The organism is Streptomyces sp. NPDC102270 (assembly GCF_044766405.1).
In the GTDB taxonomy this organism is placed as follows: Bacteria; Actinomycetota; Actinomycetes; order Streptomycetales; family Streptomycetaceae; genus Streptomyces.
Window position 1 is genome coordinate 194,269 of record NZ_JBIWLX010000011.1, and the last position, 21,066, is coordinate 215,334.

The 21,066-nt window shown below is 71.5% G+C and carries 20 protein-coding genes; 10 read left to right on the forward strand and 10 right to left on the reverse strand.

Going from position 1 to position 21,066, the window contains the following annotated elements; all coding sequences use genetic code 11:
- The first annotated feature begins 32 nt into the window (after window positions 1–32).
- A complete protein-coding gene (locus ACIRP7_RS24220; RefSeq protein ID WP_403663136.1) occupies window positions 33–851 on the forward strand; it encodes an arylamine N-acetyltransferase in 819 nt (272 codons plus the stop codon).
- A 142-nt stretch (window positions 852–993) separates the two neighbouring features.
- Window positions 994–2,235 (forward strand): condensation domain-containing protein, encoded by a 1,242-nt coding sequence (locus ACIRP7_RS24225; RefSeq protein WP_403663139.1) that lies wholly within the window; start codon window positions 994–996, stop codon window positions 2,233–2,235.
- A 12-nt stretch (window positions 2,236–2,247) separates the two neighbouring features.
- Here the strand turns inward: ACIRP7_RS24225 and ACIRP7_RS24230 are convergent, their stop codons facing one another.
- Window positions 2,248–3,039 (reverse strand): putative protein N(5)-glutamine methyltransferase, encoded by a 792-nt coding sequence (locus ACIRP7_RS24230; RefSeq protein WP_403663142.1) that lies wholly within the window; start codon window positions 3,037–3,039, stop codon window positions 2,248–2,250.
- 231 nt (window positions 3,040–3,270) lie between these two features.
- Between ACIRP7_RS24230 and ACIRP7_RS24235 the strand changes: the two genes are divergently transcribed.
- The 4 genes from ACIRP7_RS24235 (at window position 3,271) to ACIRP7_RS24250 (ending at window position 8,302) form a co-directional block, all read left to right on the forward strand.
- Entirely contained in the window at window positions 3,271–4,932 is a 1,662-nt protein-coding gene (locus ACIRP7_RS24235) for an acyl-CoA carboxylase subunit beta (protein ID WP_403663145.1), read from the forward strand.
- Window positions 4,933–4,967: 35 nt separating this feature from the next.
- Window positions 4,968–6,170 (forward strand): acyl-CoA dehydrogenase family protein, encoded by a 1,203-nt coding sequence (locus ACIRP7_RS24240; RefSeq protein ID WP_403663148.1) that lies wholly within the window; start codon window positions 4,968–4,970, stop codon window positions 6,168–6,170.
- 132 nt (window positions 6,171–6,302) lie between these two features.
- The gene (locus tag ACIRP7_RS24245) at window positions 6,303–7,271 is read left to right on the forward strand and encodes a zinc-binding dehydrogenase (protein ID WP_403663151.1); all 969 of its coding nucleotides are present in this window, start codon (window positions 6,303–6,305) and stop codon (window positions 7,269–7,271) included.
- Window positions 7,272–7,816: 545 nt separating this feature from the next.
- Entirely contained in the window at window positions 7,817–8,302 is a 486-nt protein-coding gene (locus ACIRP7_RS24250; protein WP_403663154.1) for a hypothetical protein, read from the forward strand.
- Here ACIRP7_RS24250 and ACIRP7_RS24255 read toward each other — a convergent pair.
- From ACIRP7_RS24255 to glyA, 5 genes are read right to left on the reverse strand one after another with little or no spacing between them, the layout of a single operon-like run.
- Complete coding sequence (locus ACIRP7_RS24255) at window positions 8,242–8,862, reverse strand: sarcosine oxidase subunit gamma (RefSeq protein ID WP_403663157.1); 621 nt, start codon at window positions 8,860–8,862, stop codon at window positions 8,242–8,244. The genes ACIRP7_RS24250 and ACIRP7_RS24255 overlap by 61 nt on opposite strands.
- Window positions 8,855–11,680, reverse strand: coding sequence for a sarcosine oxidase subunit alpha family protein (locus ACIRP7_RS24260; protein WP_403663160.1), 2,826 nt, complete (start codon window positions 11,678–11,680; stop codon window positions 8,855–8,857). The genes ACIRP7_RS24255 and ACIRP7_RS24260 overlap by 8 nt, the downstream gene beginning before the upstream one ends.
- Complete coding sequence (locus ACIRP7_RS24265) at window positions 11,677–11,958, reverse strand: sarcosine oxidase subunit delta (RefSeq protein ID WP_403663163.1); 282 nt, start codon at window positions 11,956–11,958, stop codon at window positions 11,677–11,679. The genes ACIRP7_RS24260 and ACIRP7_RS24265 overlap by 4 nt, the downstream gene beginning before the upstream one ends.
- A 26-nt stretch (window positions 11,959–11,984) precedes the next feature.
- Complete coding sequence (locus ACIRP7_RS24270) at window positions 11,985–13,205, reverse strand: sarcosine oxidase subunit beta family protein (protein WP_403663166.1); 1,221 nt, start codon at window positions 13,203–13,205, stop codon at window positions 11,985–11,987.
- On the reverse strand, window positions 13,202–14,506 hold the full coding sequence (glyA, locus tag ACIRP7_RS24275) for a serine hydroxymethyltransferase (protein ID WP_403663169.1): 1,305 nt from the start codon (window positions 14,504–14,506) through the stop codon (window positions 13,202–13,204). Before glyA ends, ACIRP7_RS24270 begins: the two co-directional genes overlap by 4 nt.
- Before the next feature lie 95 nt (window positions 14,507–14,601).
- Between glyA and ACIRP7_RS24280 the strand changes: the two genes are divergently transcribed.
- Window positions 14,602–15,261 (forward strand): GntR family transcriptional regulator, encoded by a 660-nt coding sequence (locus ACIRP7_RS24280; RefSeq protein WP_403663172.1) that lies wholly within the window; start codon window positions 14,602–14,604, stop codon window positions 15,259–15,261.
- Between the two features lie 84 nt (window positions 15,262–15,345).
- Here the strand turns inward: ACIRP7_RS24280 and ACIRP7_RS24285 are convergent, their stop codons facing one another.
- The gene (locus ACIRP7_RS24285) at window positions 15,346–16,341 is read right to left on the reverse strand and encodes a glycoside hydrolase family 43 protein (RefSeq protein ID WP_403663592.1); all 996 of its coding nucleotides are present in this window, start codon (window positions 16,339–16,341) and stop codon (window positions 15,346–15,348) included.
- A gap of 178 nt (window positions 16,342–16,519) precedes the next feature.
- A complete protein-coding gene (locus ACIRP7_RS24290; protein WP_403663175.1) occupies window positions 16,520–17,179 on the reverse strand; it encodes a TetR family transcriptional regulator in 660 nt (219 codons plus the stop codon).
- A 93-nt stretch (window positions 17,180–17,272) separates the two neighbouring features.
- On the opposite strand from ACIRP7_RS24290, the gene ACIRP7_RS24295 reads away from it, so the two are divergent.
- From ACIRP7_RS24295 to ACIRP7_RS24305, 3 genes are all read left to right on the forward strand, one after another.
- A complete protein-coding gene (locus ACIRP7_RS24295; protein ID WP_403663178.1) occupies window positions 17,273–17,968 on the forward strand; it encodes a class II aldolase/adducin family protein in 696 nt (231 codons plus the stop codon).
- Entirely contained in the window at window positions 17,965–18,894 is a 930-nt protein-coding gene (locus ACIRP7_RS24300) for a carbohydrate kinase family protein (RefSeq protein WP_403663181.1), read from the forward strand. Before ACIRP7_RS24295 ends, ACIRP7_RS24300 begins: the two co-directional genes overlap by 4 nt.
- A gap of 108 nt (window positions 18,895–19,002) precedes the next feature.
- Window positions 19,003–19,332, forward strand: a complete 330-nt coding sequence (locus tag ACIRP7_RS24305) for a DUF2218 domain-containing protein (protein ID WP_403663184.1) — start codon at window positions 19,003–19,005, stop codon at window positions 19,330–19,332.
- Between the two features lie 9 nt (window positions 19,333–19,341).
- Here ACIRP7_RS24305 and ACIRP7_RS24310 read toward each other — a convergent pair whose 3' ends face one another.
- Both ACIRP7_RS24310 and ACIRP7_RS24315 read right to left on the reverse strand, forming a co-directional pair.
- A complete protein-coding gene (locus ACIRP7_RS24310) occupies window positions 19,342–19,878 on the reverse strand; it encodes an NUDIX hydrolase family protein (RefSeq protein ID WP_403663187.1) in 537 nt (178 codons plus the stop codon).
- Between the two features lie 33 nt (window positions 19,879–19,911).
- A complete protein-coding gene (locus tag ACIRP7_RS24315) occupies window positions 19,912–21,066 on the reverse strand; it encodes an amidohydrolase family protein (RefSeq protein WP_403663190.1) in 1,155 nt (384 codons plus the stop codon).

Below are 21,066 nucleotides of genomic sequence, written 5' to 3' on the forward strand. Positions count from 1 at the left end.
CGCACAGCGCGACTCCCCGGAGCAGAGAGGCAGTGACCGTGTTCGACACCGACATCTACCTGCGGCGGCTGGGCCACGACAGTGAGCGGGCCGGGCGTCCGGCACCCGACCTGGACACCCTCGTCCGGCTGCACAAGCGGCACATGGAGACCGTGCCCTTCAGCAGCACCGGCTCCCTGGCCGTGCCGACCACGAGCGGCGAGGTGGTCGATCTGGTCGACTTCGACCAGGACGCCACCTTCGACGCCGTCGTCGCGGCGGGCCACGGCGGCGGCTGCGTCCAGATGACCCGGCTGTTCCTGCGCCTGCTGCGTGACCTCGGCTACGACGTCGACCTGATCGCCGGCACCACGGCGGAGGGGGAGGCGGACTACGGGGTCGATGTCGAGCACATGCTGATGGTGGCCCACGTCGACGGCGTGCGCTGGCTCGTCGACGTGGGATACGCCGGGCCGTCGTTCCTCGCGCCGCTGCGTCTCGACGGTGCCACGGACGGGCGGGAGCAGGTGCAGTACGGCTGCCGGTACCGCCTCGTCGAGGACGGCGACGGCGTGCTCCTGCAGCGCAGGCCGCGGCTGGGACGCTGGAGCCTGGTCTTCCGCTTCACCCCGAAGGTCCGCGAGCCGGCCGAGTGGTGCGCCTTCCAGGACCTGGCGAACGTGAAGCTGGCCGCGGTGACCCAGGAGAGCGCGCCCCAGCTGTACAGCCGGGCCGTCGCAGACGGCCAGGTGGTGCTCAAGGGCCGGCGCCTCCTGACGGTGCGGACCGGCATCGAGAAGTCCCGGACCATCACCGACGACGAGGAACTGCGCGCGGTCCGGGACGGGATCCTCGGCGGCACGCTCGACTGAAGCGCGGCACACCGTTCCCTCGCTCGATACGGGGCCCACACCGCTCATCTCGTCACCGTCGACAGAAGTCGACAGAAGTCGACAGAACAGGATGGACATGCGTCGCAACCTATCCCGCTCGGAGAGCCTCTATGCCGGGGAGATGAGAACCCAGGCCGTGCGCATGTACATGGTGCGCGGCGGCGTCGACCCCGACGCGCTCGACGCGGCGTTCGCCGCGGTGCTGGCCGACCATCCCTCGCTGCGCAGCTGCCTCGAGCGGGACGCCGAGGGCGGTTTCCTCAGCCCGCTGAAGCCCGACGAGCTGCCAAGCCTGGTCGTGCGTCCCGACGGCCCGGACGTGCTGGTCCAGGAGTGGAACACGCCTCTGCCGCTGGGCGGCCCGCTGGTCCGCGCGGTGCTGCTGACCGGCGAGCACGAGGACACGCTGCTCCTCGGCGCCGACCACGCGATCTGTGACGGCCGCAGCGCGACCGCCCTGTGTTTCCGCTTGTGGCAGTACTACGCCGACATCAAGGCCGGCACGCACCCGGCCGACCGGCCTGTCCAGGAGGACTGGCCGACGGCGATCGACGACCGCCTGGCATCCGTCTCCGAGGCCGACGTGGCCGCCTACGTCCAGGCGCGGCTCGACCGGGCCGAGGGCGCCCCCGTCGCCGCCCTCCCGTACCTCGCGGCCCGGAACGGCGAAGTGGCGCCCCAGCAGGGCCGGACCCAGTCACGCCGGCTCCGGTTGACCGCTTCCGAGACCACGGCGCTCCTGGCGTTCGCCAGGAGCGCCGACGTGTCGGTGCACGGACTGGTCGGCGCGACGGTTCTGGCAGCCGTACGTTCCGGCCTTCCCGCGGAGTACGCCGACCACCGGCTGGCCTGCGTCTCCACGGTGGACCTGCGCGAGCGTGTGGAGCCCGCGCTGAGCCGTGAAGTGATGGTCCCCGCGGCCTCGTGGTACCAGGATCTGGTCGACGTACCGGCGGGGGCCGACCTCGTCGCGCTCGGCCGTCGTCTTGGCGCGGGCCTGAGCGCCGCGGTCGACCGGGGTGATCCGGCCCTGGAACTGCGGGCGCTGGACCGGCTGCTGGCCACCCCGCAGCTGCTGGCGGCGAGCATGGTGATGACCAACATCGGACGGGTCACCCTCCCGCCGTCCCCGCCCGGACTGGAGATCGTCGACATGCGAGGGTTCGCGGTGTCCAGCAAGGCGCCGTCGTTCCTGCAGCACGGCCCGGTGCTCGCCTCGCTGACGACGGTCCGCGACCGCTTCCGCATCGAGATGCCCTACAGCACCGAGTGCTTCACGGAAGAGCAGATGGACGCGGTCCACGATCATGTCCAGGCGACCTTGCGGGAGTTCACCGAACGTGCGCCGATTCCGGTCGGGTGAGGCCCCGGCGTGCTATTGGCCCGCGCGGGTTCCGACGACGACCGTGCAGTACATCTCGTCGTTCGTCGACACGCGCGGGACGAGGCCGTGGTCGGCCATCGCCTGCGCGGTGAGCGGCGCCTGCTCCTCGCTGGTCTCGATCAGCAGGCTGCCGCCCGGAACCAGCCACGCCGGTGCGCCGGCGGCGACCCGCCGGTGCACCTCGACACCGTCGGCGCCGCCGTCGAGCGCGTGCTTCGGTTCGTGGTCGCGTGCCTCGGGCGGCATCATCGCGATCTCGTCCGTCGGCACGTACGGGGCGTTGACGACCAGGACGTTCACGCGACCTCGCAGCGAGCCGGGCAGCGCGTCGTAGAGGTCACCCTCGTACACATGGGCGTCGGGGCCGGCGTTCAGCCGGGCGCAGCGGACCGCGCGCGGGTCGACGTCGGCGCACGACAGGTCGATCCCGGGGACCCGCGCGGCGACGGCGGCGCCGATCGCTCCGGTTCCGCAGCACAGGTCGACCACGACCGAGCCCGGCCGGGCCAGCTCCGCCGCGAGGTCGACCAGGAACCGGGTGCGCTGACGCGGGACGAACACACCGGCGTCCACCCGGACCCGCAGGTCGCAGAACTCGGCAAATCCGAGGATGACTTCGAGCGGTTCGCCGACGACGCGGCGGTGCACCAGCACGTCCAGCTCGGCGGGTGTCGCAGCGGCATCGAGGAGCAACTGCGCCTCCTCCTCGGCGAACACGCATCCAGCGCCTCGCAGTGTGGTCACCGTGCGTGACAGCACGTCATCGGCGGGGGTGATCGACATCGAAGCCTTTCGAGGAAGAACCCGGCCTGCCCGGCCGATCCGCCGGCCGCGGATGCGTCACGTGCCGTCAGACCGGGGGATGTGGCATGAGGGGATATCAACTTACGGTGACCAGCGGACGGTTCACGCAGCTTAGCAGGAGAGGTCAATGGAGCTTGTGACCAGGGAAGTTGACGTCGTCTGTGGTCCGGCGGCCATGAGGGCCGCACGGTGGCGGGCGGCTGGGCGATCATGAGTACGGTCACCGGCCCCGCGCACGTCTCCGCGGTCGCCGCCCCCGATACCCCCGATACCCCTGATACGCCTGATACGCCCGACCCGCGCACGACGGCAGGCAGGCTGGCCGACCTCCAACAGCGCACCGACGCCGCGATGCACGCCGGCAGCGCCGCCGGGGTGGAACGCCAGCGGGCGAAGGGGCGCGGAACGGCCCGCGAGCGCATCGATGCCCTGCTCGACCCCGGCTCCTTCGTCGAACTCGACGCGCTGGCCCGGCACTCGTCGGCTCCCGGCACACAGGAGCGTCACACCATGGGGGACGGCGTCGTCACCGGCACCGGCACGATCGACGGCCGCCCGGTGGCCATCTACAGCCAGGACGCCACCGTGTTCGGCGGAACACTCGGCGAGGTGCACGGCGACAAGATCGTCAAGCTGATGCGCCTGGCGGCCAAGGTCGGCTGCCCGCTCGTGGGCATCAACGACGGCGGAGGTGCGCGCATCCAGGAGGGTGTCGGCACGCTCGGCCGCTACGGCGAGATCTTCTACCACAACGTGCGCTGCTCCGGCGTCGTTCCGCAGATCTCGCTGATCATGGGCGCGTGCGCCGGGGGTGCGGTGTATTCGCCGGCGCTCACCGACTTCACCGTCATGGTCGACCGGACCAGCCACATGTTCATCACCGGGCCCGAGGTCATCAGGACCGTCACCGGTGAGGAGGTCGACTTCGAGACCCTCGGGGGCGGCCGCCCCCACAACGCACGGTCGGGGGTGGCGCACTATCTGGCCTCCGACGAGGACGACGCGCTGTCCTACGTCAAGGACCTGCTCAGCTATCTGCCGAGCAACAACCTCTCCGTGCCGCCGGTCTACTCCTCCCCGGAGCCGGCGGGTTCGAGCGCCCACGGGCCGACCGCCACCGATCTCGAACTCGACACGATCGTCCCGGACTCGCCCCACCAGGCCTACGACATGTGCGAGGTCATCACCAGAGTGCTCGACGACGGCGAATTCCTTGAGGTACAGAGGATGTTCGCGCCCAACATCGTCGTCGGCTTCGGCCGGGTGGACGGGCGCAGCGTCGGCGTCGTCGCCAACCAGCCCACGCATGTCGCGGGTTGCCTGGACATCAACGCCTCGGAGAAGGCCGCGCGGTTCGTGCGCACCTGCGACGCGTTCAATGTGCCCGTCCTGACGTTCGTGGACGTGCCGGGTTTCCTGCCCGGCGTCGACCAGGAATGGGACGGGATCATCCGGCGGGGCGCCAAGCTGATCTACGCGTACGCGGAAGCCGTCGTCCCCAAGATCACGGTGATCACGCGCAAGGCGTACGGCGGTGCCTACGGCGCCATGGGCTCCAAGCACCTCGGCGCCGACGTCAACCTGTCCTGGCCGACCGCGCAGATCGCCGTGACGGGCGCGGCGGGAGCCGTCGGCATCCTCTACCGCAAGGAACTGGCGACGCTCCAGGGCGATGAACTGCTGGAACGCCGCGCCCAGTTGGTGCGGGAGTACGAGGACCAGGCCACGCCCTACGCCGCGGCCGACCGCGGTTACGTCGACGCGGTCATCCAGCCGTCGCGCACACGGGCACAGGTCGGGTGGGCGCTCCGGCTCCTGGCGACCAAGCGCGCCGAAGGGCCACCCCGGAGGCACGGGAACATCCCGCTCTGACCTGACAGTTGACGGACCGAAAAGGGCGTACACACATGAGTCTCCCCGAAAGCGCTACGCGTTCCGAGTCGGTGAAGACACCCGATCCCCATGACTTCCTGGCCCTGGACGACGAACTGGACGCCGCCGAGCGGGACGTGCGCGACACCGTGCGCGCCTACGCGACGACCGAACTCCTGCCGCACGTCGCCGACTGGTACGAGCGCGCGGAGCTGCCCCGCTCGATCGCCAAGGAACTCGGCGCGCTCGGGCTGCTCGGGATGCAGCTGGACGGCTACGGCTGCGCCGGGCTCTCGGCCACCGCCTACGGCCTCGCCTGCCGCGAACTGGAAGCGGTGGACTCCGGGCTGCGCAGTTTCGTGTCTGTGCAGGGCTGCCTCGCCATGTGTGTCATCCACCGCTGGGGCAGTGAGGAGCAGCGGCAGGAATGGCTGCCCCGCATGGCCGCGGGCGAGGCGCTCGGGTGCTTCGGCCTGACCGAACCGGAGTCGGGCTCCGACCCGGGTTCGATGCGTACGTTCGCCCGTCGCGACGGGGACGACTGGGTGCTCAACGGCACCAAGGCGTGGATCAACAACGGCACCCTCGCGGACGTCGCCGTGATCTGGGCGCACGCGGAGGACGAGGTGCGCGCCTTCCTCGTGCCCACCGACACGCCGGGATTCGCCGCCGAGGAGATCACCCGCAAGCTCGCCCTGCGGGCCTCGAACACCGCCGGACTCACCCTGGACGAGGTACGGGTCCCCCATTCGGCCGTCCTTCCCGGAGCCCGCGGTTTGAAGACGGCGTTCTCGTGCCTGAACGAGGCCCGCTTCGGCATCATCTGGGGTGTGGTCGGCGCCGCTCGCACCTGCTACGCCGGCGCACTCGACTACGCCGCCGGCCGGGAGCAGTTCGGCCGCTCGCTCGCCTCCTTCCAGCTCTCCCAGCGCAAGCTCGCGGACATGGTGGTGCACATCACGCACGCCGGGATGACCGCGCTGCGGCTGGCCCGGTTGAAGGAGGCCGGCCGACTGGCGCCCGTGCAGCTCAGCCTCGGCAAGCTCGCCAACGTGCGCGCCGCGACCGAGGTCGCCCGCACGGCCCGCAGCATCCTCGGCGCCAACGGCATCACCCTCGAATACCCGGTGATGCGGCACATGTCCAACTTGGAGGCCGTGCTCACCGTCGAGGGGACCGAAGAGGTCCACACCCTCAGCATCGGCCGTGCGGTCACCGGTGTTCAGGCATTCCGCTGACGGTCCCGAGCGTGACACCCGCCCGCCCCACGCACAACGAGGAGTTGCCATGCAGCGGCGCGACATTCCACCGCCCCTTCGAGCCACGGGCCATCGCCCGCGGGCCATGCGTCGGGGCAGGAGGGCGGGAAGGTGAAGGCTGTCTACGCGGCACGTCCCGACGCCGAGGACCCGCTGGCCGCCCTGGTCGTCGGCGAGCGACCCGATCCCGAGGTGCCCGATGGGTGGTCGCGCGTCCGGGTCAGGTCCGTCTCCCTCAACCACAAGGATCTGTGGACCCTGAGGGGCGTCGGCCTGAACCACGACAAGTATCCGCGGATCCTGGGCTGCGAGGCGGCGGGGGAGGATTCCGACGGTCGGCGCGTGGCGCTCTACCCCGTACTGGAGTCCCCGCCGGGCACTGCGGACGAGACCCTGATCCTGCCGGCCGCTCAACTCGTCGGCGCCCGGCCGGGCACGCTGGCCGAGTACGTCACCGTGCCCGCGGCCAGCCTGCTGTCGGTCCCGGACCAGCTGACCTGGGAAGAGGCGGCCTGCCTGGTCTGCACCTGGCTGCCGGCGTACCGCATGCTGTTCACCAAGGCCAGGCTGCAGCCCGGCGATTCGGTGCTCGTGCAGGGCGCCGCCGGCGGACTCTCCACCGCGCTGATCGCGCTGGGTGCGGCCGGCGGACTCCGGGTGTACTCCACCAGCCGTACCGCCGACAAGCGAGAGCTGGCCAGGAGCCTGGGGGCCCACGATGTGTTCGAACCCAAGGCGCGACTGCCCGAACAGGTGGACGCCGTCATCGACAGTGTGGGCCGGGCGACGTGGACGCACTCCCTGCACAGTGTGCGCCCCGGTGGCACGGTCGTCGTCGCCGGCGCCACGTCCGGCGACGTCTCGCCGGCCCGCCTGCACCGGGTCTACTTCCACCAGATCAACATCGTCGGGTCGTTCAGCGGCACACGGGACGAATACGCGCGGATGCTGGCGCTGATGCGCACCACGGGAATCCGGCCTCTCGTGGACGACGTGATGCCGCCCCAGGACGCGCGAGCGGCGTTCAAGCGCCTGCTGGACGGCGACGTCCGGGGCAAACTCGTACTGAGCTGGCCGTAGGGTACGCGGCGCGGCGCCCGGGTCCAACGCCCCGGGTGGTCCTGCCCGCCGGCCGCAACTGACGGCACTGAGAGTCGGTGCCTGTGCCGTGGGACCGGTTGAGGACCGCACGGTGTCCGCGCACTTGAACGGCACGCACGGCACCGAACGTCGTGCACTCCGGGCCTTTTCGTACGGGGCCGCCTCAGGTTCGTACGGGCCCCCTCAGGACCTCTCCGCCGGAAACACCTGACGCGGACATGGTCGTATGGCGGAGGCGCGCGGCCGGACCCGCGGGCGAGGGGGGGGAGCCGCTTCCGCCCCCCTGCCTCCAGGAGTACGCCATGCGGCGCACGTTCCTCGTCGGCGCCGTCGGCGGTTCCCCACCGTGGTCGCGCTGGGCGGCCTCGCCACCCATCTGCTCTCCGGCACCGAGTCGACCACGGGACTGGACGAGCACAGCACGGCATCGGTGGGAGGCCACAGGGCGCTCGCGGCGAACATCGTCGCGGCCCGCACCCAGAGCAAGTACCACTCGCTGCCCTGGGTCGGCGACCGGCTCTCCGGTGTCACCTGCCCGACCGGGGGCCGTGCCGCTGGGCGTGGTGCTGCTCGTCATGCCGGTCGTCGTGCTGGCCTCGGCCGCCGGACGGCTGGGCGCGGCCCGGCGCGAGCAGCGGCTCGCCACGCTGCGACCGGCCGGGGCGACCCCGCGGCAGATCCTCGCCATGACCGCCGTCGAGGCGGCGGGAATCGGCGGCGCCTGGTACACCGGTCAGCTGTGGGTGGGACTGCCGTGGCTCGCGGCGGTGGTGGCGGCCGTCACCGCGCTGATCACCGTCAGCGCAGTGACCATGCTGGGCCAGGTGGCCACCTCGCCCCTGGGCGTGGCCCAGCAGTCCGATCCGCGCCGCACGCGCGCGATCCGCCTCGTGCTGTTCGTCGCGGTCCTGGGCTACATCTGCCTTTTCGGTTTTTTGTGGGGCGCCCGTCAGGCGACCCGCGGCCCGCCGTACTCGCTCATCGCGTCGATGAGCCAACGGGCCAGATAGTCGGCGAACGAGGACCGCGGAAGCAGTCGGTACGCCGGAGAGTCGTCGAGCTGCCAGAGCAGCACCGCGACGGGGCCCACCGTGGTCGACACCGCGCGGCCGGGGCCGAAGGCGCGGGGGTGCAGGTCCAGCGGGCAGCCCTTCTCCAGCACCTCCCGGGCGGCCGGGCCGCTCAGCTCCAGTGTGGTGCGGTTCGCCGAGACGTCCACGACCGAGCCGGGAGCACCGTCGAGGGCCTGCCGTACCTGGGTGGTCACGGTGCCCGGGTCGGCCCGGGACAGCACGAGCCACTCGTCGGGGCCGAGCCACAGGACCGTATGGAGGCTTGAGGCGGCGGTGTCGCCGCACCGGCGGGGGAGCGGCGCCCCCAGGGTCCTGCCGATCCGGTCGGCCGCCGCGGACGCGGGGTCGACCCGCACGTTCACCATCGTGAGGAACGGCAGTTCGGCCAGCGTGACGCTCCGGGCACCGGTGACGGCGGCGGCGCGCATCCGCTCCTGAAGGTGGGACAGGGGGCTGGTGCGCAGGGCCACCGGTCCCGCCATGATCGGTTCAGCCATCTCGCCGGGTCCCTTCGGGGTCGTAGAGCACGAAGTCGGTCACCTCGACCGGCACCAGCGCCTCACCCACCGGGGCGAGCAGCGTCTGGCCCTTCCTCGCCTGCCCGTCGGCGACGAGCGCGAGGGCGAAGGGGCGGCCCAGGGCCGGGCTGTGGTAGCTGGAGGTGACGTGGCCGAGCATCGGCACGGGCACCGTCGCCAAGTCCACGTCCGGCGCGACGAGTTGGGTGCCCTCGGGCAGTCGGGTCGTGCGGTCGGCCGGGAGCAGGCCGACCAGTTGCTTGCGGTCGGTGCGGGCGGTGTCGGCCCGGGTGAAGGACCGCTTGCCGATGAAGTCCTTCTGCTTGGAGACCACCCAGCTCATGCCCGCGTCCTGCGGGGTGACCGTGCCGTCGGTGTCCTGGCCGACGATGATGTAGCCCTTCTCGGCCCGCAGGACGTGCATCGTCTCGGTGCCGTAAGGGGTGATGCCGTACGGCCGGCCGATCGCGTCCACCTCCTCCCAGACCGCGAGGCCGTACCAGGCGGAGACGTTGATCTCGTAGGCCAGTTCGCCGGAGAAGGAGATGCGGCAGATACGGGCCGGGACGCCCGAGGCCAGGGTCGTCTCGCGGAAGGCCATGAACGGGAAGGCCTCGTTCGACAGATCCACGTCCGGGGCGAGTTGGGCGACGACCGCGCGCGACTGCGGGCCGACGACGGCGATCGTCGCCCACTGCTCCGTCACCGACGTGCAGTGCACGTCGAGTTCGGGCCACTCGGTCTGTGACCAGTCCTCCAGCCAGTCCAGGACGCCCGCGGCGCCGCCGGTCGTGGTGGTCATGAAGTAGCGGTTGTCGTCGAGGCGCAGGGTCACACCGTCGTCGAAGATCATGCCGTCGGGCTTGCACATCACGCCGTAGCGCGCCGTGCCGGGCTTCAGTTTCTTGAAGGCGTTCGTGTAGATCCGGTTGAGGAACTCGCCCGCGTCCGCACCCCAGATCTCGATCTTGCCGAGGGTGGAGGCGTCCATGAACGCCACCCCCTCCCGGGCCGCCCGGCACTCGCGCGCCACGGCCGCGTCCATGTCCTCACCGGCCTGCGGGTAGTACCAGGGGCGCTTCCACTGCCCGACATCCTCGAACTTGGCGCCGTGCGCCACATGCCAGCTGTGGATCGACGTCGTCCGCTCCGGATCGAACAACTCACCGCGCTCGCGCCCCGCCAGGGCGGCGAAGGCGATCGGCGTGTACGGCGCCCGGTAGGCCGTGGTGCCGATCTCGCCCAGCGAACCGCCGAGAGCCTCGGCGATCACCCCGATCGCGTTGACGCCGGAGGTCTTGCCCTGGTCGTTCGCCGTGCCGAGCGAGGTGTACCGCTTGACGTGCTCGACGCCGCGCATACCGGCGCCGGTGGAGCGCCAGACGTCGGCGACCGTGACATCGCGCTGGAGATCGACGAAGTGACCGTCCCAGACGCCGGGTTCGCCCGCGGGGGCGGGCACCAGCCACAGGGCGCGCGTCGGGCCGGGTGCGCGCCGCGCCCCCTCGGCCGGCACGGGCACCGGGAACCCCGCCGCTGTGGCCGCCAGTGCTCCGGCCCGTGCCCCCTCGGCCAGACAGTCGTCGAGGTCGTACGTCCCCCGGGCCGCTCCCACGACCTGCTGATCCCGTACGGCCCCGTCCAGCACGAACGCGGCGAGCCCCAAGTCCCAGCGCAGCTTGCCCTGACGCTGGCTGTGCAGATGCACCACCGGGCTCCAGCCGCCCGACACGGCGAGCAGGTCGCAGGCGAACGGCTTCGGCTCACCCGCGAGTCGACCCTCGGCGTCAAGGGCTTGGACGGTGACGCCGGTGAGCCCGCGGTCGCCCGAGGTGTCGACCACCGCGCTGCCCGTCAACACCCGCACCCCGGTCGCCGCGGCCACCTCCGCTGCCCGGTCCGACAGTTCGGGGCGCGCGTCCACGACGACGGCAACGGGGATCCCGGCCGAACACAGGTCGGCGACCGTGTCGTAGGCACTGTCGTTGGTCGTGCTCACCACGGCCCGCGAACCCGGTGCCACGGCATACCGGTTGAGGTAGGTGCGCACGGCCCCGGCGAGCATCACGCCGGGCCGGTCGTTGCCGGCGAAGACCAGTGGACGTTCGTGCGCCCCGGTCGCCAGGACGACCTGACGGGCCCGGATGTGCCACAGCCGCTGCCGCGAAACGCCTTCGGGGGCGTCCGTGCCGAGGTGATCGGTGCGCCGCTGAAGCGCCAGCACGTAGTTGTCGTCGTACGACCCGAAAGCCGTGGTCCGATGCAGTACGACGGCCTCGGGGGCGGCGTCGAGGGCCGCGCGCAGCTCGTCGGAAAGCTCCCGGTCACCTGGATCGGGCTGCTCGTCGACGAGGATCACCCGGGCGCCGGACTCCGCGGCAGCGGCAGCCGCCGCGAGGCCCGCCGGGCCGGCGCCGACGACCAGGACGTCGGTGTGCACGTACTTCTTGTCGTAGACGGCGGGATCCGGGGTGGCGTCCAGCCGGCCCATCCCGGAGAGCGTGGTGGCGGACAGGCCGTCGTACAGCTCGACGGTCGTGGCCGGGAGCATGCCCTCCGAGCACGGACCACCCAGCTGGACCAGGGCATTGGGCTCCTCGACACCTGCGGAGACGATGCCGCGGGGGCGGCCGCGGTAGAGCGAGGGGGCGACCTCGACGAGCCCGTTCGCCAGCATCGCGGAGGCGAGGGTGTCGCCGGGGTGGCCGGTCAGCTCCCGTCCGTCGACGGTGAAGCGCAGCACGGTGCCGCGGTCGACGCGGCCACCTCGCGGCAGTCGGAAGCGCTGGTCGGTCATCGGGTCCCTCCCGGGCGTGGCTCGTCGAGCCGGTACGAGGTCAGCACCTCGTGGGTGGCGGTGTCGCGCAGGACGTTGAACCAGCGGCGGCAGCCGATGCTGTGCATCCACCGTTCCGCGAAGGGGCCCTTGGGGTTGTCGCGGTAGAAGACGTACTCGGCCCACTGCTCGTCGGTGAGGTCGGCGGGGGAGTCGGGGTAGGGGACATGGGCCTGTCCGCCGTAGTGGTACTCCGTCTCGTTGCGCGGACCGCACCACGGGCAGGTGATCAGCAGCATGGCGTTCTCCTCAATGCCTCAATGCCTCAGTGGGCCACGGCTGCTGCGCCGTGCTCGTCGATCAGCGCGCCGGTCGTGAAGCGGCCGAGGGCGAACGGGGCGTTCAGTGGATGCGGTTCGCCCGTGGCGATGGTGTGCGCGAAGGTCCAGCCGGCCGCCGGAGTGGCCTTGAAACCGCCGGTGCCCCAGCCGCAGTTGACGTAGAGGTTCTCGACCGGGGTAGTGCCGATGATCGGTGAGGCGTCCGGGGTGACGTCGACGATGCCGCCCCAGGTCCGCAGCACATGCGCCCTCGCGAAGACCGGGAACAGTTCGACGGCGGCCGCCATCTGCTGCTCGATCACATGGAACGAGCCGCGCTGGCCGTAGCCGTTGTACGAGTCGACGCCCGCGCCCATCACCAGCTCGCCCTTGTGGGCCTGGGAGACGTAGACGTGCACATGGTTCGACATGACGACGGTCGGATGCACCGGCTCGTGCAGTTCGGAGACCAGGGCCTGGAGCGGGTGGGACTGCACCGGCAGCCGGATGCCCGCCCGCTCGGCCAGCACGCTGCTGTGTCCGGCGGCCGCGAGCCCGACCCGGCCGGTGTGGATGCGGCCGCGATTGGTGTCCACGCCCACCACCCGGTCGCCGTCCTTGAGGAAGCCGGTGACCTCGCAGCCCTGGATCAGGTCCACGCCCAGCTCGTCGGCGCGGCGGGCCAGCGCCCAGGCGACGTGGTCGTGCTTGGCGATGCCGGCCCGGGGCTGGAAGGTGGCGCCGAGCACCGGATACCGGGTGCGGGACGAAACGTTGAGGATGGGGCAGACCTTGGCGACCTCCTCGGGCTCCAGCCACTCGGCGTCGACCCCGTTGAGGCGGTTGGCACCCACGCGGCGCATGCCCTCGCGGACGTCCTGCAAGGTGTGCGCGAGGTTGAGGACACCGCGCTGGCTGAACAGGAAGTCGTAGTCCAGCTCCTCCGGGAGGCGCTCCCACAGTTTCAGCGCGTGCTCGTAGATCGCCGCGCTCTCGTCCCACAGGTAGTTGGAGCGGATGATCGTGGTGTTGCGGGCCATGTTGCCGCCCGCGAGCCAGCCCTTCTCCAGGACGGCCACATTGGTGATGCCGTGGTTCTTGGCGAGGTAGTAGGCGGTGGCGAGGCCGTGGCCGCCCGCGCCGACGATGACGACGTCGTACGAGGGGCGCGGATCGGGGTTGCGCCAGAGGAAGTCCGGGTGTTCCGGCAGCGGTTCGGCGGTCATGCCGGGCCTCCGTCGAGGTGGGGGTAGAGCGGGAAGGCGGCGGCGAGCTTCTCGACCCGGGCGCGCAGTTCGTCGTCGGGCCGTTCGCCCTTCAGGGTCTCGGCGATGATGTCGGCGACCTCGCGGAACTCCGTCTCGCCGAAGCCGCGGGTGGCCAGGGCGGGCGTGCCGATCCGCAGACCGGACGAGATCATCGGTGGGCGCGGGTCGAACGGGACCGCGTTGCGGTTGACGGTGATGCCCACGCGGTGCAGCAGGTCCTCGGCCTGCTTCCCGTCGAGCTCGGACTTTCTCAAGTCGACGAGAACCAGATGGACTTCGGTGCCGCCGGTCAGGACGGTGATCCCGGCCTCGGCCACGTCGTCGGCCAGCAGCCGTCCGGCGAGGATCTTCGCTCCCCGCAGTGTGCGCCGCTGGCGCTCCTTGAACTCCTCGCCCGCCGCCACCTTGAAGGCCACCGCCTTCGCCGCGATCACATGCTCCAGCGGGCCGCCCTGCTGGCCGGGGAAGACCGCAGAGTTGATCTTCTTGGCGAGGCCGGCGCGGCTGAGGATGACACCGCCGCGCGGGCCGCCGAGGGTCTTGTGGGTGGTGGTCGTGACGACGTCGGCGTACGGCACCGGGCTCGGGTGCAGGCCCGCGGCCACCAGACCGGCGAAGTGCGCCATGTCCACGAGCAGATACGCGCCCACCGCGTCGGCGATCCGGCGGAACCCGGCGAAGTCCAGCTGCCGGGGGTAGGCCGACCAGCCCGCGACGATCATCTTCGGCCGGTGGGCGAGGGCGAGCTGTTCGACCTCGTCCATGTCGACGCGCAGGTCGGACTCGCGCACGTGGTACGGCACGACGTCGTACAGCTTGCCCGAGAAGTTGAGGCGCATGCCGTGGGTCAGGTGCCCGCCGTGCGCCAGGTCGAGGCCGAGGATCGTGTCACCGGGATCGAGCAGGGCGGACATCGCGGCCGCGTTGGCCTGGGCGCCCGAGTGCGGCTGGACGTTCGCGGCCTCGGCGCCGAAGAGCTCCTTCACCCGGGTGATGGCCAACTGCTCGATGACGTCGACGTGTTCGCAGCCGCCGTAGTAGCGGCGGCCCGGGTAGCCCTCGGCGTACTTGTTGGTCAGGACCGAGCCCTGGGCCTCCATCACGGCGGCCGGGGCGAAGTTCTCCGAGGCGATCATCTCGAGGGTGGACTGCTGGCGGCGCAGCTCGGCGGCCACGGCCTCGGCGACGTCCGGGTCGAGTTCGCTGAGGGGGAGGGAGAGCGGCGAGGTGGGCGTGGTGAGCGACGTACTCGTTGCCATCTGTGCACCATCCTGAGAGCCAGCTAATGAGCAACTGATATATCAGCCTGTGCGGTAAGGTATGGGAGCTCGCCGCACAGGTCAAGGGGGCATCCATGCAGCAGGTCGCGACCGAGATCGAGGAGCTGTCGCTCGCCGAGCGCGCGTACCGCGCCATCCGGGACCGGCTGGTCATGCTGGAGATCCGGCCCGGAGCGCCGATCAACGAGGAGCAGCTGGGGCAGTCCCTCGGCGTCGGACGCACACCGGTGCGCGAGGCCCTCAAGCGGCTCCAGTACGAGCGGCTGATCACCACCTACCCCCGGCGCGGCACCTTCGCCACCGAGGTCAACATCACCGACCTCGCCCACATCTCCGAGGTGCGCCAGGAACTGGAACCCCTGGCCGCGGCGCAGGCCGCCCGCCGCGCCACGGCCACCGACCGGGCGAACCTGACGGCTTTGCGGCGGGAACTCGACACCGCCGGGGCTCCCGGGCGGGACTCCACCGAACTGATGCACCTGGACCTCCAGGTCCACCGCGCCATCTACACGGCCACGCACAACCCGTACCTGGAGGACACCCTCGTCCGCCACGACAACCTCGCCACCCGCATCTGGTGCCTGTTCGTGGACCGGCTCGCCGACATGGCCGGCCATGTCGAGGAGCACGGACCGCTGATCGAGGCGATCGTCGCCGGGGACCCCGACACGGCGGCGCGGCTCGCCCGCAGCCACGTCGTGGGCTTCGAACAGGCGATCCGCGAGGCGATCTGAGGTCGGCGGGTCGTCGTGCGGCGCCATCCCGGGCCGACCGAGTGACAGTGCTCCCGCCTGCCTGAGCACCGTCGCATACGTACTTCAGGCGCTGATGTCGTCGCCGTCCAGGTCCGTGCACTGCCGCAGCACCCGCAGCTCGTCACCCTGGACCCGCATCTCGTACAGCTTGCCGCGGGCGTTCTCGAAGGGACGGTGGAGGATCATCATCAGCCGGCCGTCGAAGGTCCGGAACAGCATGCCGTGCCCGCTGTCCTCCCGGACCAGCGGCCGGCGCTGCTCCCAAGGCCCGCTCAGCTCACCGGACGTGGAGACCGCGTAGGTCTGCACGTACCCGCCGCTGACGGTGCCGTCCGCACCGGCCGTGTCCTTCTCGTACGTCGACCACAGCATGAGAAGGGCACCGTCAGGGGTGCGGTGGAGCTGCGGGCCGTCGGTGACGTAGGGGGCGAGCTGGTGCGGTACGCCCGCGGGGATCTGCTCACCGAGCCAGAACGCGTCCGAGCCCTTGAACAGGAAGACGGGCTCACCGACCGTCCCGGTCAGATCGGGGGCCAGCCGGACGGCCTCCATCGTCCCGTCGACGGTCTGCAGCCACTCGTGCGCGTACACCATCCAGGGCTGCCCGGCCGGATCGACGTACAGCGTGCCGTCGAGAGTCATCAGGTGCGCGGGCGGGGTGGGCCCGGACGGATCGACGACGGTGAAGGGGCCGAGCAGCGAGTCGGACACGGCGGTGACCGTGCCGCGCGCGTGGTTCGGCAGCTGGAACGGCGTGCCCCAGCGCCCGGCGGGCGGCACCGGCAGCACCCGGCCCTCGTCGTGCAGGGTGGTGAACAGGTAGTACCTGCCGCCCCACGCGTGCACCTCCGGCGCCCAGGCTCCGTCCCGCGCCCAGATCCCCTCCTGCTCGTCCGTCCGGAACACCACGTCGGGCCGCGTCCAGTCCCGCAGGTCGTGACTGCGGTAGACCATCGTCCCGACGCCCTCCACCCCGGACACGGACGGCTCGTTGGACGTGTAGAGCCAGTACGTCCGCGTCTGCTCGTCGGCGACGACGAAGGGGTCGTGCAACGGCATGTCGGGCAGGCGCAGGGGCTCGGTGTCGGTCACGGGGGCACGATACGTGGAGGCCGTGATGAGCCGGCCGCGAGGCCTCGTGCGTCGGCGCCACCCGGTCCGGCCGCGCCGGTGTTCATGAAAGCGGCTTACATCCTGCGCAACGCCCGCGCGGGCGCCCGCCTTTGTCCCGACGACGTCAGGACGGTCCGTACCGCGCCGCGATGTCCGTGAGATAGCCGCGCAGCAGGATCTTCGCCTCCTCCAGCAGCGCGGTGTCTCCCTTCGTGTCCCGGCGGAAGGCCTCCTGGGCGAGGGCGTCGGCGGTGAGGATCGCGGCGTGGCAGACGCGGGCCAGGGTCTCGTCGTCCTCGGCCAGACGCAGCGCGAGCAGGATACGGCGGATCCCGTCGCCCATCCGGTGCTTGTGCTCGCGGTCCGCGGCCCGGGTCCGCTCGGTCAGTCCGCTGCCGAACCACAGGGAGCGGAAGCCGTGTTCGGTGCGGTAGATCTCGGCGTACGCGTCGACGAGGACACCGACCGGGTCCTCCCAGCGCTCGGCGGCCGCGGCCTCCACGAGCGCCTCCATCGCCGCTTCCAGCTTGGCGAAGTAGCCGGCCGCGAGCGCCTCGATGATCGCCCCGCGGTCGGGCAGGTACTGGTACAGCGAGCCGACCGACACCCGCGCCTCGGAGGCGATCCGGGTCGTGGTGAGCGACTCGACGCCCTCCTCGACCAGGATACGCTCCGCGGCTTCGAGCACCCTGGCCAACCGCGCCCGGCTGCGGGCCTGTTGGGGGGTGCGGCGCAGGGAGGCGATCCATGCGGCCGGGTCGGCGGCCGGGGCGGACTCAGCCACGGCACGACCTCCGCTCACCCACGTGACCACCTCACGGGACAACCTCCGAACGTGAACGTGACTTTGTTTCAGGTTTAGGTTAGCGTCGCGCGCATGACCGACTCAAGCCCGGCGCTGAGCGAGGAGCGGGCCGCAGTGGCGGACGCCTGCCGCCGTCTGGGGGCCGAGGGGCTGCTCATCGGTACGGCGGGGAACGTCAGCGTCCGTGTCGAGGACCGCGTGGCGATCACCGCGACCGGTGCGATCCTGGCCGAGCTCACCCCGGACCAGGTCACCGTCGTCGACCTCGACGGCGAGATCGTCGCCGGAGGTCTGCTGCCGACCTCGGAGCTCGACCTCCATCTGGGCGTCTACCGCCGCTACGGCACCGCCGCCGTCGTGCACACCCACGCCCCGATGGCCACCGCGCTCTCCCTCGTCCTCGACGAACTCCCCTGTATCCACTACCAGTTGCTGGCCCTCGGCGGCACCGTCCGGGTGGCGCCGTACGCCACCTTCGGCACCCCTGACCTCGCCGAGTCCGTCCTCACCGCGCTGGAGGGCCGGGGCGCCGCCCTGATGGCCAACCACGGGGCCGTCACCCACGCCCCGACCCTCGACAAGGCGGTCGAGCACGCACTGCTCCTGGAGTGGGCCTGCGGCGTCTACCAGCGCGCGGCCGCCCTGGGACAGCCCCGCGTCCTCGACGAACAGCAGCAGATCGCGGTGATCGAGGCCGCCCTCGCCCGCAATTACGGCACCACGCAATCCGTAGATTCCGCACCATCCGCGCAGGAGGGGAACCGATGAACGTCGTCACCATGGGCGTGCACGTGCTGGACGTCCTGGTCCGGCCGGTCGAGGAGATACCCGAGGGCCAGGGCGCGACCCTGGTCGAGGACATCCGCATGACCGCCGCCGGCACGGCCGCGGGCACCGCCCTCACCCTGGCCAAGCTGGGCGCCTCGGTGCGCACCGCCGGGGCGATCGGCACCGACCCGACGGGCGACCTGCTCACCCAGCTCCTCGACAAGGCCGGGATCGACACCGGGCTGCTCGTCCGCCGCATCGACACCTCCACCTCCGCGACGGTCCTGCCGATCCGGCCCAACGGAGACCGCCCCACCCTCCACCTGCTCGGCGCCAACATCACCTACGGCCTGGACGACGTGCCCTGGGACGCGGTCGCCGAGGCGAGCCACCTGCACCTCGGCGGCCCCGAGCTGATCGGCGCCGACGTCGCCGCCCGCATCCTGGCGCACGCCAAGGAACACGGCGTGGTCACCTCGGTGGACCTCCTCGCCCCGGGCGAGCTCGGCACCTTCGACCAGATCGAACCGCTGCTCCCGTACGTCGACTTCCTGCTCCCCAACGAGGACCAGGTCCTCGGCTTCAGCGAGGAACAGGACGTCGTCACCGGCGCGAAGAAGTTCCTGGCCGGCGGGGTGGGCCTGGTCGCGGTCACCCGCGGCGGCGACGGCGCCCTCCTGGTCACCGCCGAGGGCACGGAGACCGTCCCCGCCTTCGAGGTCGAGGTCGTCGACACCACCGGCTGCGGCGACGCCTTCTCGGCCGGCTTCCTGCGCGGGATGAGCCTGGACCGCACACCACGCGAGGCGGCGATCCTGGGCAGTGCCGCGGCGGCACTGGTGGCGCAGGGCCTGGGCAGCGACCACGGCGACTTCGACCTCGCTGAGGCCGACGAGTTCTCCATGACGAGCGCGACCCGCGCATAGCCCGCACTCCCGCTTCACGGGGCGCGAGGGGTGCGGAATGGGCGTGGGGCGGCCGGTGTTGCGGCAGCATCGAGTCCGTACCGCGCCCTCGCACTCCTGGGAGTTCCCATGCCCCGCTCCGAAGCCCGCGTCGCCACCGACCGGCCGCACCGCTACGCCAAGCAGCTCGCCTCGCACCTCGGGCGTCGCAGCCGGACCACGTGGGACGAGGAGAGCGGTGAGGGCACCCTGCTCTTCCAGAACGGAGGCAAGGGCTCCCTCACCGCCACCGAGGACGCGCTGCTGCTGACACTGGAGACGGAGTCCGAGCACCTCGATCTCCTGGAGAACGTCGTCGGCAGCCACCTCGTCCGCTTCGGCAGCAAGGACGAACTGGTCGTCGAGTGGACGCGGGACGGCGGCGAGCCCGGCACGACGCAGCGCAAGGAGACCGACTGACCGGGGGCCTCAGATCGCGCAGCCCACGTGGGCCAGCGCCTGCTTGAGCAGCACTCCGTGACCGCCGGGCATCTCGCTCGCCACCGCCGGTGACAGGGCCTCCTGCGGGCTGAACCACACCAGGTCCAGCGCGTCCTGCCGCGGCCGGCAGTCGCCGGTCACCGGGACGACGTAGGCGAGGGACACGGCGTGCTGACGCGGGTCGTGAAACGGCGTGACCCCCTGCGTGGGGAAGTACTCGGCCACCGTGAACGGCTGGAGCGAGGACGGGATCCGGGGCAGCGCCACGGGGCCCAGGTCCTTCTCCAGGTGACGCAGCAAGGCGTCCCGGACCCGCTCGTGGTGCAGAACGCGGCCGGAGACAAGACTCCGGCTGACCGTCCCGTCGGGTCCCATGCGCAGCAGCAGGCCGACGCTGGTGACTTCGCCGCTGTCGTCGACGCGCACGGGCACGGCCTCGACGTACAGGATGGGCATCCGGGCGCGCGCGTGCTCGAGATCGTCGGCGCTCAGCCAGCCGGGCGTGGTTTCGGTCAAGTCAGACATTGCTAGATCATACTTTCCGGGGACAGCGGGCGCTCAGTCGCGCTCGCCTGGTGGGACGGGGACCGGGGCGGGAAGCCCGTAGAGACGGCGGGCGTTGTCGCCGCTCGTCCAGGCCGCGACGCGCAACGCGTCCGCCAGGCTCAGCTCGTCGGCGTCCACCCGCTCCTGGAGCAGACCGGCGAGGCCCTGCCGGAAGGACAGCGCGCCGAGCAGATGGAATTCGGCCACTCCGTACGCGTCGGAGCTGTACAGCAGCTTGCGGAACGGCGTGATCTCCAGCGCCTCCGCCAGGATCGCCCGGGACCGCGCCGGGCCGACGTAGTGCAGGGTCAGGCCCACGTCCAGGTACACCTGCTCGAACACGGCGGCCAGATAGGCGGCCTGGCGCTGGTACGGCCAGCAGTGCAGCAGCAGGACCGGGATGGTGCCCGCGGTCAGGTGCAGCCAGTCCGTGAGGTGGGTCGGGTCCACCCGATGCATCCGGATGTCACTGTCGCCGAACCCGGTGTGCAGTTGGAGCGGCAGCCCCAGGTCCACGGCGGTCCACAGCAGATGCCGTACCAGAACCGGATCGGCCAGTCGGCCACCGTGAGCGAGCCAGTCGGCGGCGGCACGGGTGACCTCCGCGTCCGAGGGGCGCGCCGGGTCCAGGTCGAAGCCGGTGCGGTAGGCGGCGACCGACTTCACGGCCACCACACCCGGCCGCCCCACGGCCTCCAGAGCGGCCGCCCGGAACAGGTCGGCGTACGCGCGCGGCTCCACGCCCCGCGCCGCCACCGCCTCGGCGACACTCTCCAGCCGTACGACCTCGTAGGCCGTCCCGCCCGCGATCCGGGCCAGCTGCCCGGGCGAGGTGATGCGGTCCGGCGCGTACCCGGTGTCGACGCAGAACACCTCCGTGCCCGCGGCGGTCAGGAAGCGGCGGTTGACCTCGTGCGGGCCGAGTTCGGCACGGCGGGCCAGGTAGGCGTCCGGCGGCGCGTGGCGGGGGAGGTCCAGCAGGGGCGCGCAGTGGCGGCGGACCGCCACACCGACGGGGCTGTCGAACGGGGAGATCCCGGGCCAGACCGTGCCCTCGGTGAGCAGCGACTCGAAGCCCGTCCGGTCGAGTCCGTCGGTGACGACCCCGTGGCAGTGGTGGTCCACCAGCCGGGTGGCGGCGAGGGCCTCATGGACAGCTCCGCTCAT

What these genes read in the sequence shown, in the direction of transcription:
- ACIRP7_RS24305 (WP_403663184.1), top strand. Translation starts at nt 19,003, where the DNA reads ATGCCCCGCTCCGAAGCCCGCGTCGCCACCGACCGGCCGCACCGCTAC.
- ACIRP7_RS24285 (WP_403663592.1), bottom strand. Translation starts at nt 16,341, where the DNA reads ATGCCGTTGCACGACCCCTTCGTCGTCGCCGACGAGCAGACGCGGACG.
- glyA (WP_403663169.1), bottom strand. Translation starts at nt 14,506, where the DNA reads ATGGCAACGAGTACGTCGCTCACCACGCCCACCTCGCCGCTCTCCCTC.
- ACIRP7_RS24270 (WP_403663166.1), bottom strand. Translation starts at nt 13,205, where the DNA reads ATGACCGCCGAACCGCTGCCGGAACACCCGGACTTCCTCTGGCGCAAC.
- ACIRP7_RS24315 (WP_403663190.1), bottom strand. Translation starts at nt 21,066, where the DNA reads ATGAGCGGAGCTGTCCATGAGGCCCTCGCCGCCACCCGGCTGGTGGAC.
- ACIRP7_RS24225 (WP_403663139.1), top strand. Translation starts at nt 994, where the DNA reads ATGAGAACCCAGGCCGTGCGCATGTACATGGTGCGCGGCGGCGTCGAC.
- ACIRP7_RS24310 (WP_403663187.1), bottom strand. Translation starts at nt 19,878, where the DNA reads ATGTCTGACTTGACCGAAACCACGCCCGGCTGGCTGAGCGCCGACGAT.
- ACIRP7_RS24295 (WP_403663178.1), top strand. Translation starts at nt 17,273, where the DNA reads ATGACCGACTCAAGCCCGGCGCTGAGCGAGGAGCGGGCCGCAGTGGCG.
- ACIRP7_RS24240 (WP_403663148.1), top strand. Translation starts at nt 4,968, where the DNA reads ATGAGTCTCCCCGAAAGCGCTACGCGTTCCGAGTCGGTGAAGACACCC.
- ACIRP7_RS24280 (WP_403663172.1), top strand. Translation starts at nt 14,602, where the DNA reads ATGCAGCAGGTCGCGACCGAGATCGAGGAGCTGTCGCTCGCCGAGCGC.
- ACIRP7_RS24255 (WP_403663157.1), bottom strand. Translation starts at nt 8,862, where the DNA reads ATGGCTGAACCGATCATGGCGGGACCGGTGGCCCTGCGCACCAGCCCC.
- ACIRP7_RS24230 (WP_403663142.1), bottom strand. Translation starts at nt 3,039, where the DNA reads ATGTCGATCACCCCCGCCGATGACGTGCTGTCACGCACGGTGACCACA.
- ACIRP7_RS24235 (WP_403663145.1), top strand. Translation starts at nt 3,271, where the DNA reads ATGAGTACGGTCACCGGCCCCGCGCACGTCTCCGCGGTCGCCGCCCCC.
- ACIRP7_RS24300 (WP_403663181.1), top strand. Translation starts at nt 17,965, where the DNA reads ATGAACGTCGTCACCATGGGCGTGCACGTGCTGGACGTCCTGGTCCGG.
- ACIRP7_RS24260 (WP_403663160.1), bottom strand. Translation starts at nt 11,680, where the DNA reads ATGACCGACCAGCGCTTCCGACTGCCGCGAGGTGGCCGCGTCGACCGC.
- ACIRP7_RS24265 (WP_403663163.1), bottom strand. Translation starts at nt 11,958, where the DNA reads ATGCTGCTGATCACCTGCCCGTGGTGCGGTCCGCGCAACGAGACGGAG.